The following is a 13753-nucleotide window of genomic DNA, read 5'->3' as shown; positions in this document are numbered from 1 at the left end:
GGCCGCCCCGAAAGGCGGCCCAGTGCTTGATGCGCGTCCGCTTACCGGCCGCCCCACCAACCCAGGCGCGCGGCCGCGTGATCGGGGCGTGGACTTTGGAAGTCCATGCCGCTCATGCCGCAACAAAGCTAAAGAAGGCTTGGAATATCCCGGTAGCCGCTGAGAACGCGGACGATTTCTAAGGCAGTGCCCTTCCTGTAGACGATCAGGTATCGAAGTACGGGCCAGAATAGAACGGGCTGGCTTGTCAGATCGGATCGCTGATGCCCAATGCCCGGCGCGGCGGCAAGTCGTGCGAACGCTTCATCGAACCTGTCGATCAAACGGTCTGCCGCAGCTGTGTCGCTATCGGCAACAAAATTCCAGATGTCGATTAAGTCCTGCCTGGCCGCCGGGGCGACAATAAAATCAGGCATGGCGCCTTTGATCGCGCATGCTTTTCAACTCGGACAGAACCTGCGCTCCATCCAGTCCCTGGCCCTCGTCCAATTGATCCAGTCCAAGCTGAATGGCCTTGCGAAGCTGGTTCTTGCCTTCGAGCGAGGAAAGAGACTTCTCGCTTTCCAACTCGTTCAAGATCAGGCACGCCACGAATTCCTGCATGTCGTCAGGCTGGCGCTGCAATTCGGTCAAGGCTTTCTCAAGCATCTTGTTCATGGCGTCATTATAGCTTCAGCCGACCCAAAACAAAAGGGCCGCCCCGAAGGGCGGCCCCAATGCGTTAGGCAACTAGGTGGCTGGACTTTAGAAGTCCATGCCGCCCATGCCGCCCATGCCACCGCCCATGCCGCCCATGTCGGGCATGCCGGGGCCGTCCTTCTTGGGCTTTTCAGCGATCATGGCTTCCGTGGTGATCAGCAGACCGGCCACCGAGGCGGCGTCCTGCAGAGCCGTGCGCACGACCTTGGTGGGGTCGATGATGCCAGCCTTGATCATGTCGCAGAAAACACCTTTCTGGGCGTCGAAGCCGAAATTGGTGTCCTTGCTTTCCATCAGCTTGCCAGCGATCACGGCGCCGTCTTCGCCCGCGTTCTCGGCGATCTGACGAGCCGGGGTCTGCAAAGCGCGACGCACGATTTCCACGCCGACCTTCTGGTCGTCGTTGGCAACCTTGACCTTCTCGAGGCAGCGAACGGCGTAGAGAAGAGCGGCGCCGCCACCGGCGACGATGCCTTCCTCGACGGCGGCGCGCGTGGCGTGCAGCGCGTCGTCAACGCGGTCCTTGCGTTCCTTCACTTCGACTTCGGTGGCGCCGCCGACCTTGATCAGAGCCACGCCGCCGGCCAGCTTGGCCAGACGTTCTTGCAGCTTTTCCTTGTCGTAGTCCGAGGTGGTTTCCTCGATCTGCGCGCGGATCTGCTTGCAGCGGGCTTCGATGTCGGCCTTCTTGCCAGCGCCGTCGACGATGGTGGTGTCGTCCTTGGTGATGGTGACGCGCTTGGCCTTGCCCAGCATGGCCATCGTGACGCTTTCCAGCTTGATGCCGAGATCTTCGCTGATCACCTGACCGGCGGTCAGGATGGCGATGTCTTCCAGCATGGCCTTGCGGCGATCGCCGAAGCCAGGAGCCTTGACGGCGGCAACCTTCAGGCCGCCGCGCAGCTTGTTGACCACCAGGGTGGCCAGGGCTTCGCCTTCAACTTCCTCGGCGATGATCAGCAGGGGCTTGCCCGACTGAACGACCGCTTCCAGCACCGGCAGCAGGGGCTGCAGGCCCGAGAGCTTCTTTTCGAACAACAAGATGTACGGGCTTTCCAGCTCGCAGATCATCTTGTCGGCGTTGGTGATGAAATAGGGGCTGGTGTAGCCGCGGTCGAACTGCATGCCTTCCACGACGTCCAGTTCGGTTTCCAGGCCCTTGGCCTCTTCCACCGTGATCACGCCCTCGTTGCCGACCTTTTCCATTGCCTTGGCGATCATCTGGCCGATATCGGCTTCGCCGTTGGCCGAGATGGTGCCGACCTGGGCGATTTCCTGGCCGGTGGTGATCTTCTTGGTGCGCTTCTTCAGGTCTTCCAACACCGCTTCGACCGCGAGGTCGACGCCGCGCTTCAGATCCATCGGATTCATGCCGGCGGCCACGGACTTGCAGCCTTCGCGCACGATCGATTGAGCCAGAACGGTGGCGGTGGTGGTGCCGTCACCGGCGATGTCGTTGGTCTTCGAGGCCACTTCGCGCACCATCTGTGCGCCCATGTTCTCGAACTTGTCGGCCAACTCGATCTCCTTGGCGACGGTCACGCCGTCCTTGGTGATGCGAGGAGCGCCGAACGACTTCTCGATGACGACGTTGCGGCCCTTGGGGCCCAGCGTCACCTTGACGGCGTCGGCGAGGATATCGACGCCGCGCAGCATGCGCGCGCGGGCATCGGTGGAGAATTTAACGTCCTTGGCAGCCATGTTGGCGCGCTCCTTATTTCGACTTCTTGGCGGGCGAGGATTCGATCACGCCCATGATGTCGGATTCCTTCATGATGATCAGGTCCTTGCCATCGAGCTTGACCTCGGTGCCGGACCACTTGCCGAACAGCACGCGGTCGCCGACCTTGACGTCAAGCGCAACCAGCTTGCCGTCTTCGCGGGCACCCGGGCCAACGGCCAGGATCTCGCCCTCTTGGGGCTTTTCCTTGGCGGTATCGGGGATGATGATCCCCCCGGCGGTCTTCTCCTCCTGCTCGATGCGGCGCACAACGACGCGATCGTGGAGCGGTCGGAACTTCATGGGTTCGTTCTCCGTCATAATTGAAAGTTTAGGATACCCCGGCTTGTTAGCACTCAAGGCCGGCGAGTGCTAACCAAATAGTGCAGGAAGCCGCCCCTGTCAAGCGGACGGACCAAAATTTGCGGAAATCACTTTATTTAGAGAGGTCTAATTCTCTTCGTCCAAATCGGCGTCCAGGCCGCGATCCTTGCGGAAGCGCCGATATAGGAACACGCCAAGCCCCGCCGAGACGACGAAAAGGGCGACGCTTAGGCTGGTGCGCAGCCCGGTATCGACCTGAATGCCACTGCCCAGCAGCACGAAAACAAGAGTTTGCGGGATATATCCCAAGGCCGAGCCGCTAAAAAAGGGCATTGGCTTGATGCTGGAGACGCCGCTCGCGATGTTGGTCAACAGGTTCGACCCCAGGGGCAGCAGGCGGATCAGCAGGGTCATGGTAAAGGGATTGCCCGCCAGAAAACCGTCGATCTTTTGAATTCTGGCCCCGAACCAGCGCTGTACCAGCGAACGGCCCAGATGGCGGGCGTAATAGAAGCAAAGCACGCAGCCCAGCACCGAGGCCAGCATCGACCAGCCCAGCCCCTCAAGGAAGCCGAAGGCGTAGCCGCCCATGAAACAAACGACTTGGCGGGGAAAGCCAGCCCCGACCAGCAGGCTGCCTGCCAGCAGGTAGGCCATTTCGCCCTTCAAGCCCTGGCCCTTGACGGCGTTGTCGACCCAATGTTCGCTGAGATCCGTGCCGATCCCCAGCCATTTCAAGGCGTAACCGGCGGCAATCAGCGACAAGATCAGGATGGCGCCCTTGATCAGGACCTTTCGGGCAAGCCGGGCCTGGCTCATCGGCCTTCGACTTCCGTCACCTTTGGGGCCATCGGGCGGGTCATCAGCCACATTACGCCGAACAGATCGACGATACCCACCCACAGGCGATTCCAAAGACCATATTTGGACATGCCACGCTCGCGGGGGCGGTGGTTGACCGGCACGCTGAGGACGCGCCCGCCCTGGCGGATCATCATGGCGGGCAAGAAACGGTGCAAATGGTTGAAATGGGCCATGTCCAGGAAGGATTGGCGGGGAAACAGCTTCAATCCGCAGCCGGTGTCGGGCGTGGCGTCGTTCAGCAAGAACTGGCGCACCCCATTGGCGACCCTAGATGAAAAGCGGCGAAGCCAAGTGTCGCGGCGCTTGGCGCGCTGGCCCGCCATCATGACCGGCTGTCCGTTCGGGGGCAGCGCGTTCAGCGCTTTGACCAGGGCGGGAATGTCGGCCGGATCGTTTTGTCCATCGCCATCCAGGGTGGCGATCCAGGGATACTGCGCCGCCTTAACGCCCGAGCGGATGGCGACACTTTGCCCGCTGCCCTTGGCGTGGCGCAGGATGACAAGGTTTGGAAAGCGGGTTCTGGCCTGCTGCAGACGCTGCCAAGTGGCGTCGGTGCTGCCGTCATCGACGAAGACCATCTCGAAATCGATGAAGCCGTTCAGGGCCTTATCGATTTCCTCGATCAGCGGCACCACGTTTTCATCTTCGTTCTGGGCGGGCACGACCACGGAAACCTGGCGGCAAGGCGGCGGCGGGGCGAAAGGGGCGGGTATCTCAATCATGATGCGGCGCATTATCCAGAGTGCGGCAAGTTTGGCAAGCTGTGGCCGAATGGTATATAAAGAAATATGAGCGATGTCCTGACTGAGTTGCGCGATGCGGTGGCCGAGTGCGCCGTGCGTGGCAAAACCCCCCACCTGATCCGGGTTGGACCGGGTTTGTTCAATGAATTGAAGGACAAGTACTGGATTGCCCAGCGTCCGCCCGACGAAGGCGGGGTGGCCGCCGATCTTTGGTTCTATCAGGGCATCCCCGTCGAGCGCGAGGAATCGCTCTCGCCTCGTGAATTTAGGATGACGGTGCTGTAAATGATCGACTTTTACAGCTGGGCCACCCCCAACGGGCGCAAAATCTCCATAGCGCTCGAGGAAATGGGCTTGGCCTACCGGCTACATAAAGTGGATATCACCAAGGGCGAGCAGTTCACCCCTGGCTTCCTGGCCCTGAACCCCAACAACAAAATTCCGGTGATCCAAGACCAGGATGGGCCGGACGGCCAGCCGATCACGGTCTTCGAATCCGGGGCCATCCTGATTTATCTGGCCGAAAAAACCGGCCAGTTCCTGCCGCAAGACCGGCGCGGGCGAACCTTGACGCTGCAATGGCTGATGTTTCAGATGGGCGGGCTGGGGCCGATGCTGGGCCAAACCCACCATTTTTTGCATTTCGCGCCCGAGAAGGTGCCCTATGGGATCGAGCGCTACAAAGGCGAGACCAAACGGCTTTACGGCGTGCTGAACAGGCGCCTGGGCGAAGCCGCCTTCATGGCGGGCGATTATTCCATCGCCGACATGGCGGCCTATCCTTGGATCGCGGTGCATCCGCGCCAGGAAATCGACATCGGCGACTTTCCCAATGTGGCGCGCTGGCTTGCCGAGTTGTCGGCACGGCCTGCGGTGCAGCGTGGCATGGCGGTGGGATGATGCTCGACCTTGAAACCAAGGAACTTCTCGCCAAGCTGCGCGAGGTGGAAGAGGCGTTGGAAGCGCGGCTGGATGCCAAGCGGGCCTTGTTCAATTACCAGATCGAGCAAGGCCGGGTCGTCTTTGAAAGCGAAATCCGGGAAAGACACAAGCGGCTCAAGACCGGGCTGCTGACCTTCCTGCGCCATTCGCAACTGTCGCGACTGATCACGGCGCCGGTGATCTATTCCCTGATCGTTCCCTTCGCGGTCCTTGATCTGTCGGTCGCCCTTTATCAGGCGGTCTGCTTTCCGATCTGGGGCATCAAACCCGCCAAGCGCTCCGATTACATCATCATCGACCGCCATCAACTGGCCTATCTCAACGCGGTCGAGAAGCTGAACTGCGTCTATTGCGGTTACGCCAACGGGCTGGCGGCCCTGGTCAGTGAAGTGGCCAGCCGGACCGAGCAATATTGGTGCCCGATCAAACATGCGTCGCGGGTGAAGAATCCCCATGCCCGCTACAGCCGCTTTGTCGATTACGGCGACGCCGAAGGCTTCAGGGCCATACTGGAAGAACTGCGCGAGGAAGTCAGGAATAGTTAGGCAGCGTCAACAATCGCCATCAACCGATCCAATTGCCGGTTCCAACTGAACGGGACCAGATGCGAAGCCGCCGCCAATCCCAGGGCTTTCGCTTCATCTCGCTTTTCATAGGCTCGTTCCATCGCCGCCAACACTTCTTCGACCGAGGATTCGCCCCAGCCTTCGGTGGAACGATGAAAGGGCACGTCCTGCACACGCCCCTGCTGTGAAAGCACATAGGCGATCTTGGGGTCGGCGAAATCGAGATGTCCGCTATTGGCCGACAAGATGATGGGCAGACCCGACGCCATCGCTTCCATGGCGGGCAAGTTGGTGCCGGGTTCGCAGCGGCTGGGAAAGAGGGCCAGATCGGCTTCGCGCAGCAGGGGGGCCAGTTGGAAATTGGGCAGTTCGGGCAGCAGCAGCACATCGTCGTCGCCAAAGCCTTGCAGCGCCAGCCAGGCCTTGATGTCCGGCCTGTCGTCGCCGTCCAGGGGGACGGGGGGCATGGCGTGCGGCGACAATTCGATGCTGGCCGCCGATTTGGCCCAGCCATTGTGCCAAGCCGCCATCAGCAGGGCCTCGGGATGGCGGCGCTTGAACTGGCGATAGGCGGCCAGCACGATATCCTGGCCTTTCCTGAATTCCAGCTTGCCGCCCGAAAAAATGACAAAGCGTTCCGCCAGCAGGCCCGCCTTGGGGGCCAGATGAAATGCGCCGGTATCAATGCCTTGAATGACCAGATGCACGCGGGGCACGCCTGCCGCTTCCAGCAGCACGGCGTTCCAGGTCGAGCCTGCGATCACGCCGTCCAACCCATGGCCGATGGCGCGCGCCTCGGCCCCCAGCGCCGGATCGACGAAGAAGGTGACGCCGACGTTTTTCGCCCCCCGTATTTCGCGCCCGCCCATGGGTGGGAGCAATAATTCTTCGCCCAGCCCGTGCAGCAAGGTGGCGGGCAGTTCCAGGCGCTGGCCTTCGCCCAAGCAGCGGAAATGGTCTTGCAGCTCGTAAGATTGCTGCGCGATTGCCTGAAATTGGCGGCTTTCAAGCGGTGGAGCCAGGCAATCGGCAGGTGGCCATAAAAGCCGAACATCGCGTCCTTGCATATGCAGATGCAAGGCGAGATTGAAACCGTACAGCCCCCAGCCCGAGCCGGTCCCGGCCTGCCAATTGATGACGATGGGGAGGTGCATGTCCGGATTTCGGTTCAAAGCAGGCATCCCCATCCTTCGAGACGCTTCGCTCCTCAGGATGAGGATGCTGGGAATTTGAATCAAGCCTCATCCTGAGGAGGCCCAAAGGGCCGTCTCGATGGATGAGGGCAAAAACTATCCCTTGTCTTCCGGATCGCGCAGCACATAGCCGCGCCCCCAGACGGTTTCGATATAGCTTTCGCCGCCGGTGGCCTGGGCCAGCTTCTTGCGCAGCTTGCAAATGAAGACGTCGATGATCTTCAGTTCCGGCTCGTCGATGCCGCCATACAGATGATTGAGGAAGGTTTCCTTGGTCAGCGTGGCGCCCTTGCGCAGGCTGAGCAATTCCAAGATGCCGTATTCCTTGCCCGTCAGCTTCAAGGGTTCATTGTTGACGCTGGCCACGCGGCTTTCCAGATTGACCGCCAGCTTGCCGGTATGAATCACCGATTGCGCATGGCCCTTGGCGCGGCGCACGATGGCTTGCAGGCGCGCGATCAGCTCGCCCTTGTCGAAGGGCTTGGTCAGGTAATCGTCGGCGCCGCCGGAAAGCCCCTTGACCTTGCGGTCGGTGTCGGCCAAGCCGGTCAGAATCAGAACCGGCGTTTCCACCTTGTTGGCGCGCAAACGACGCAGCACTTCGAAGCCGTCCATGTCGGGCAGCATCAGATCCAGGATGACGATGTCGTAATCGTACAGCTTGGCGATATCCAGCCCGTCTTCGCCCAGGCCTGCGGCATCCACCACCATGCCTTCGCTCTTCAGCATCAGTTCGATGCTTTTGCTGGTCGCCGGATCGTCTTCCACCAACAAGACGCGCATGCCAAGCCCCCCTCTTTAAGATATATTAACTTTATGCCGAGATTGTTAACTGTTCAAGCTGCGGTTTCCCATGGTCCTGCTGCGAAATCTTCTAAACGACATTGATCGGGTGCCCGATAACCAGATTTACGGTCGGGTGACGGCTGTCCAGGGCATGCTGGTCGAGATCGGCGGGGTTCAGAACAACCTGTCGGTGGGCGACCGTTGCCAGATCGTGGCCCGCGCCAACCGGCTAGTAACCTGCGAAGTCGTGGGATTCCGCGAAGGGCGCGCCCTTCTGATGCCCTTTTCCCCCTTGGACGGGGTGGGGCTGGGTTGCCGGGTCGAAGTCGCCAACGCGGAACCCGTGCTTTATCCCGACAATGCCTGGCTGGGCCGGGTGATCAACGCCATGGGCGAACCGATCGACGGCAAGGGGCCGCTACCGGGTGGCGAAAAACCCTATCCTATCCACAACCGGCCACCACCCGCGCATTCCCGGCAAAGGGTGGCGGGCAAGATCGATCTGGGCATTCGGGCCATCAACACCTTCCTCACCTGCTGTCGCGGCCAGCGCATGGGCATTTTCGCAGGCTCGGGCGTGGGCAAATCCAGCGTGCTTTCGATGATGGCCAAACATACCAAGGCCCAGGTCAGCGTGGTCGGGCTGATCGGCGAGCGCGGGCGGGAAGCCCGCGAATTCATCGAGGACGATCTGGGCGAGGAGGGCCTCAAACATTCGGTGGTGGTGGTCGCCACGTCGGACGAATCGCCGCTCATGCGCAGGCAGGCCGCCTATGTCACGATGGCGGTCGCGGAATATTATCGCGACGTCGGCAATGACGTGCTGTGCCTGATGGACTCGGTCACGCGCTTCGCCATGGCCCAGCGCGAGATCAGCCTGTCGGCGGGTGAGCCGCCTGCCTCCAAGGGCTACACGCCGTCGGTCTTCGCCGAATTGCCGAAATTGCTGGAACGCGCCGGACCCGGCGGGCCGGGCCAGGGCAACATCACCGGCCTGTTCACCGTGCTGGTCGAGGGCGACGACACCAACGAGCCGATTTCGGATGCCGTGCGCGCCATTCTGGACGGCCATATCGTGCTGGACCGCGCCATCGCCGAGCGCGGGCGCTATCCCTCGATCAACATTCTGCGCAGCGTGTCTCGAACCATGCCGGGCTGCAATACCGACGAGGAGAACGCCATCGTCTCGAAGGCCAGGCGATTGCTGGCGGTCTATGAGGACATGGCCGAACTGATCCGCCTGGGCGCCTACCGCAAAGGTACCGATCCGGCGGTGGACGAAGCGATCAAATATTATCCCGCCATCGAGGCGTTCTTGTCGCAAGGCAAGAAGGAAGCGGCCGATCTGGCCAGCGGCTATCAGCAGTTGGCTGATATTCTGGCGCAGTAAACGGCGATGGCCAAGAAACTAAAGACGCTGATCCGTCTGAACAAATGGACGGTGGATGAACGCCGACGCGAGTTGGGCCAGCTGCTGGCGCGCGAAGACGAATTGCGCACGCTGCTGGCCGTTTTGGAACAAGACCTGCTCGACGAGCAGAAGACGGCGGCCGAAGACCCCACGCTGGCGGGCTTCACCTATGGCGGCTACGCCCAGCGCTATCTCGACAACAAGGCCAAGCTGCTGCGCCTGCTGGCAGCACTCGCCAAGGAGATTCTGGCTGCGCAGGAGCGCTTGGCCGAAGCCTACCGCGCCCTGAAAACCGTGGAGGAGGTCGAGAAGACCCGCGCCAAGAAGGAATTGGAAGAGGCCAATCGAAAAGAGCAAAAGATGCTGGACGAAATCGCCAGCACAAGACATCAAAGGGCTAAGGAAGGAAATTAGAAATAACCAAATTTATTCTTGCTCTAAACTGAGCGGTCTTATTGAAGAAAAGTAAAGTAATCAGATAAATTTGTGTGAACCAAAGGCGATGTAATATACTGATTGTAAGCAAGAACAGCCCTGGCGGCTAAACAAGCATCCTTGCCGAGGGAAGAATGCCGGACACGTCAGTCCATGATGGGGACCCACAGGAACTGGGCGTCGGCAAGCCGCAGCCCCGGAAGGTTGGGGCGTTGCCAGACAAGGGCTTTGCTTCGGTCATCTTGTTCGTAGCTGCGACCTTGGTGTCCCTGGGCGTCATTCTTTTCGTCATGTTGAGCGGAAGCCTCGGACAAGAAGAGGAGAAGGCGGAAAGTTCGTCGCGCGGCCAGGCGGACATCCTGGAAGCATATTTGCGCAGCGCCGTTCACGAAGTCGATTTAGTGATGCTTTCGGCTGTCGAGGAGATCGGCCATCAGCAGGAGACGGGAAAGATAATCCCCGACGCCTTGAACGCGTATCTTGCGCGGCAACAGGCGCGATTGCCACAAATCATCAGCCTGCGTGTGACCGATGCCACAGGGAATGTCCGGTTTGGGCCGGGCGTCCAGGAAGCGGCGCCCACCAATGTGTCCGACCGCTCATTCTTCATGGCGCAAAGGGATAATGCAAACTCAGGCCTAGTTTTCGGACCGCCGGTCATGGCCAGAATTTCCAAGCGCTGGGTTCTTCCGCTATCCCGGCGCCTGACGAACCCCGACGGGTCTTTCGGCGGCATTGTTTACGCGAACATCGCTCTGGATTATTTCAGTCAAATTTTTTCCAAGGTTGATACAGGCCCCAACGGAACGGTCACCCTGCTCGATGCTGGGCGGTCCGTCATTGCCCGCCATCCATCGCCTAGCGATCAAGGCGGATTTATCGGGCGCGTCCTTTCCTCGCCGCAAATCGTCGAGATCATGAATGCCGGAAAAACAGAGGCCAGCTTTTCGGCATTGGGCACGTTGGACGGAATAACCCGTGCTTTCTCGATCAAGAAGCTTGAAAACTATCCGTTGTATATCAGTGTTGGTCTGGCCGAGTTGGACTATCTGGCCTCGTGGCGCCAGCAAACCAGGATTGCCCTTGCTACCTTTACGGTGTTCGCGGTCATTCTCTTTGTTTCGTCTGCCCTGTTGCTGCAGTCCTGGAAACGCCAGGGCCGGACAATGGCGGAACTGGTCCAGGCCCAGGCGGCGGCTGGCCGGTCCATGATTGAGCTGCGCAAAAGCGTTTCCGTGCAGCGGGCGACCGCAGCCCGGCTGGAACTGGTCTTGAAAACGGCGGCCGAGGGAATTGTCGGCATCGACCCCGAAAGCAAGATCACCTTTGCAAATCCCGAAGCCGCCGCCTTGCTGGGCTATTGCGGGCCAGAAGAAATGCTTGGTCTGACGACGATAGACGCCTTCAAACATCGATTGGCGCAAGGTCAGCTTTGTACGGATGGTTTCTGCGCCATTCGTCAGACCCTGCAGGATGGCGAGGTCCGCCGCGCTAGCGATGAAAGTTTCGAAGGGGTGGGCGGCAAACCTATTCCCGTCGAATATGCGGTTGCGCCACTGAGAATCGAAGACAGAATTGCTGGCGTCGCTCTGATCTTTCATGACATCAGCGAGCGAAGGGACATGGAGGCCGAGCTTAAGCGTTCGAACGCCGAATTGGAGCAATTTGCTTATGCGGCTTCGCATGATTTGCGCGAACCCTTGCGCATGGTCAGCAGTTTCGTCACGCTTTTGGAAAAGAAATATGCCAGCACGTTGAATGACGAGGCCCGCGAATTCATCGGCTTTGCCCGCGATGGCGCCCAACGCATGGATCGGATGATCCACCATCTTTTGGATTATTCGCGTATCGGACGATCCAAGGAACCTTTCCGTCCCGTCGATCTGAATCTGGTCATGAAGGATGTTCTGCAAGACCTTGGGCCTTCCATCCTGCAATTGCAGGCCAGCGTCGAGGCGGATGGATCCTTGCCCGTCGTTTTGGGGGACAGCGAAGAGTTGTCGCGTCTATTGCAGAATCTGGTGGCCAACGCGCTCAAATACCGATTGGCCGAGCGCCGGACCGAGATTCGCGTCAAGGCCAGGATCGAGGGGAGGTTCTGCACGCTATCCGTTCAAGATAACGGCATCGGCATTCCCGCCGAACATCAAGATCGCATCTTTGCCATTTTCCAGCGTCTGCACACCCAAAGCCAGTATGAGGGAACAGGCATCGGCTTGGCCTTGTGCAAGAAGATCGTCGAGCGGCATGGCGGGCGGATTTGGGTGGAAAGCCAGCCAGGGGAAGGCAGCACCTTTTTCTTTACGCTTCCTTTGGCCCATCAATGAGCTTTGATTCTAGCCAAGTATGCAGGCTGGCGTCCCAGGGATGGCCTGCGACATTGAAAGCGGCTGCCAGTTCACCGTGCAGCTCCGTGAAACTTTGGCCGCGCGCGCCGTCAAGGTCGTTGGTGAAATGCATGAAACTTTCAATCATGTCGCAATATTGCACATCGGCTTTTTGCTCGAGAAAGTCGATCACCGAATTTGCCGCCGATCTGGCATTGACGGTTTCAAGCCTTTCCTTCGTGTCTTTGATGCGATTGATCGCCGTCTGGCGAATGGCGGGCGGCAACACCAGGACGCTCAAGAAGCCGGGGCCAAGTAGGATACTGGCGATGCAAGGCAAATTGTGGCGGTCGCAATAGACAAGAATGTCTGGAAAGTTCAAAAGATTGTAAGCCTGCACGGCGACGGCAAAGGCCAGGGAAATGTTGGGCGTCTGCTTGACGCGGGCAACATTGCGGTCGATCACATCCCATTTGGCGGGATAACGAATGTATTCGAAGACGGGGCCTATGCCATCGACGCTGGCCCACAGTTCTACATGCTTGAACCGGGACAACAGCTCTAGCGTTCGGTCGCTGAGTTGGGTGAAGTTGGTGACGATTTGCAGGTGAATGTTTTGCGCCGCGCCGGAAACGATCAGATGATCCAGAATTTCCGGCGTTTCCTTATTCAGGAGGGATTCCCCGCCTTGCAAGATGAGCCGACGCAGCGAAGGAAGCTCTGCCATCAACTCGCCGAACAACAGGCTTCGCTGCGTCCACCAGCCGCCCGGCTCGGAAAAGCGCGTCAGGCTCAGTTTCTCCGTTCCCGAGTGGGGTTGGCTGGTGACAGCCAAATTCAGAATGCCAATGCCGAAGGACTTGTCGCTTTCTGGAACGCCAACGGTCGAACTGAGCATGCGCAGCCGGAATGTCGTGGCGGGAAACAGTTCTGAAATATCGACATCGACGTCCGTCGCCTGTTCGCCGACTTGGCCGAAAAAGATTTCAAAGCCGTTCAACATGATCTTAAGCGTCAGTTCCGTGCCAGGAGGGGCGCGAAGCGTCGCCTTCAGGCGCCCGAAACTCGCGCCTTCTGGCGGCGAGAAAGAGATGTCGCCGTTGCCCGCACTCCACCTGACCAGTCGACGCTTGTCATCCAGCTCTTCGGAATAAAAGCCGTCAAAATGTATGTTGGTGTAGGCCGTTGGCCCCAAATTCAGGGTGTCGCCCCGCCATTTTGCCATGTCTTGCAGCATGCCCGGACTCCAGGCCGACAAGACGGGATCGGCGGCAATCCTCGAGGAATAGTCGCTGTTGCACATCCGGCAAGCCAGGTTGCACAGATTGCCCATGTTCAGTTGATAGTGAACCGGGCGGCCTGGGATGAGGTAGCCGTTCCCGGCGGCGCTTTCCAAAAGACCTTCCAAAGACAGGCCCAACTCGCCAGACGACAGGGCGTTCATCTGGGTGCGAAAGCTGATGCCCAAACCGGCTTCGTCGCGATAGCAGCGATTGCAAGCGCCGGTCTGACGGCCTTCCGCCATAGCCCGTCGAACATCGACCATGTAGTTGGAATTCCAGATCTCCTCAAACGAATGGCTGTAAAGCGACATGGGCGTGCCGCGCTTTTGCACCTCTTCCTGCGCCACGCAGCACAGCTTGACCGTTCCGGTCGGCGTGATCTGAAGATGCGAGAAGGGCAGGGAACAAAAAGTGCTTGGAAGCATAAAATGCCGTCCTGTAAGCCAACTAGCTGGGAAAA

At 59.5% G+C, this 13753-nt stretch carries 15 protein-coding genes; 6 read left to right on the top strand and 9 right to left on the bottom strand.

The window, feature by feature from the left end:
* Positions 1 to 128: 128 nt before the first annotated feature.
* The 6 genes from HQL44_11245 to HQL44_11220 form a co-directional block, all read right to left on the bottom strand.
* The gene (locus tag HQL44_11245; GenBank protein ID MBF0269156.1) at positions 129 to 416 is read right to left on the bottom strand and encodes a type II toxin-antitoxin system RelE/ParE family toxin; all 288 of its coding nucleotides are present in this window, start codon (positions 414 to 416) and stop codon (positions 129 to 131) included.
* Positions 409 to 657 carry a hypothetical protein gene (locus HQL44_11240; protein MBF0269155.1) on the bottom strand — a complete coding sequence of 83 codons (249 nt, stop codon included), beginning with the start codon at positions 655 to 657 and terminating at the stop codon, positions 409 to 411. Before HQL44_11240 ends, HQL44_11245 begins: the two co-directional genes overlap by 8 nt.
* A gap of 87 nt (positions 658 to 744) precedes the next feature.
* Positions 745 to 2400, bottom strand: a complete 1656-nt coding sequence (groL, locus tag HQL44_11235) for a chaperonin GroEL (GenBank protein MBF0269154.1) — start codon at positions 2398 to 2400, stop codon at positions 745 to 747.
* A 13-nt stretch (positions 2401 to 2413) separates the two neighbouring features.
* Entirely contained in the window at positions 2414 to 2722 is a 309-nt protein-coding gene (gene groES, locus HQL44_11230; protein ID MBF0269153.1) for a co-chaperone GroES, read from the bottom strand.
* A 147-nt stretch (positions 2723 to 2869) separates the two neighbouring features.
* Complete coding sequence (locus HQL44_11225; GenBank protein MBF0269152.1) at positions 2870 to 3562, bottom strand: TVP38/TMEM64 family protein; 693 nt, start codon at positions 3560 to 3562, stop codon at positions 2870 to 2872.
* Positions 3559 to 4329: a glycosyltransferase family 2 protein gene (locus HQL44_11220; protein ID MBF0269151.1), complete on the bottom strand. Its 771-nt coding sequence runs from the start codon at positions 4327 to 4329 to the stop codon at positions 3559 to 3561. The genes HQL44_11225 and HQL44_11220 overlap by 4 nt, the downstream gene beginning before the upstream one ends.
* 66 nt (positions 4330 to 4395) lie before the next feature.
* Here HQL44_11220 and HQL44_11215 point away from each other — a divergent pair, with 66 nt between their 5' ends.
* The 3 genes from HQL44_11215 to HQL44_11205 are packed head-to-tail and all read left to right on the top strand — an operon-like array spanning position 4396 to position 5837.
* The gene (locus tag HQL44_11215; GenBank protein ID MBF0269150.1) at positions 4396 to 4635 is read left to right on the top strand and encodes a hypothetical protein; all 240 of its coding nucleotides are present in this window, start codon (positions 4396 to 4398) and stop codon (positions 4633 to 4635) included.
* Positions 4636 to 5250, top strand: a complete 615-nt coding sequence (locus HQL44_11210) for a glutathione S-transferase N-terminal domain-containing protein (protein MBF0269149.1) — start codon at positions 4636 to 4638, stop codon at positions 5248 to 5250.
* Complete coding sequence (locus HQL44_11205) at positions 5247 to 5837, top strand: hypothetical protein (GenBank protein MBF0269148.1); 591 nt, start codon at positions 5247 to 5249, stop codon at positions 5835 to 5837. Before HQL44_11210 ends, HQL44_11205 begins: the two co-directional genes overlap by 4 nt.
* Here HQL44_11205 and HQL44_11200 read toward each other — a convergent pair.
* Both HQL44_11200 and HQL44_11195 read right to left on the bottom strand, forming a co-directional pair.
* Complete coding sequence (locus HQL44_11200) at positions 5834 to 7012, bottom strand: glycosyltransferase family 4 protein (GenBank protein ID MBF0269147.1); 1179 nt, start codon at positions 7010 to 7012, stop codon at positions 5834 to 5836. The two genes, HQL44_11205 and HQL44_11200, sit on opposite strands and share 4 nt — an antisense overlap.
* Before the next feature lie 135 nt (positions 7013 to 7147).
* A complete protein-coding gene (locus HQL44_11195; protein MBF0269146.1) occupies positions 7148 to 7834 on the bottom strand; it encodes a response regulator transcription factor in 687 nt (228 codons plus the stop codon).
* A gap of 70 nt (positions 7835 to 7904) precedes the next feature.
* Between HQL44_11195 and fliI the strand changes: the two genes are divergently transcribed.
* From fliI to HQL44_11180, 3 genes are all read left to right on the top strand, one after another.
* Positions 7905 to 9227 (top strand): flagellar protein export ATPase FliI, encoded by a 1323-nt coding sequence (gene fliI, locus HQL44_11190; GenBank protein ID MBF0269145.1) that lies wholly within the window; start codon positions 7905 to 7907, stop codon positions 9225 to 9227.
* A 6-nt stretch (positions 9228 to 9233) separates the two neighbouring features.
* Positions 9234 to 9662, top strand: coding sequence for a flagellar FliJ family protein (locus HQL44_11185; protein MBF0269144.1), 429 nt, complete (start codon positions 9234 to 9236; stop codon positions 9660 to 9662).
* 155 nt (positions 9663 to 9817) lie between these two features.
* A complete protein-coding gene (locus HQL44_11180) occupies positions 9818 to 12010 on the top strand; it encodes a PAS domain S-box protein (protein ID MBF0269143.1) in 2193 nt (730 codons plus the stop codon).
* Here the strand turns inward: HQL44_11180 and HQL44_11175 are convergent.
* Positions 11985 to 13718 (bottom strand): twitch domain-containing radical SAM protein, encoded by a 1734-nt coding sequence (locus HQL44_11175; GenBank protein MBF0269142.1) that lies wholly within the window; start codon positions 13716 to 13718, stop codon positions 11985 to 11987. The genes HQL44_11180 and HQL44_11175 overlap by 26 nt on opposite strands.
* Between the last annotated feature and the right edge of the window lie 35 nt (positions 13719 to 13753).

It is taken from the genome of Alphaproteobacteria bacterium (assembly GCA_015231795.1).
Lineage (GTDB): Bacteria > Pseudomonadota > Alphaproteobacteria > Rhodospirillales > WMHbin7 > WMHbin7.
Note: the sequence above shows the minus strand (reverse complement) of the source record. Positions and strands in the feature narration are given on the sequence as shown.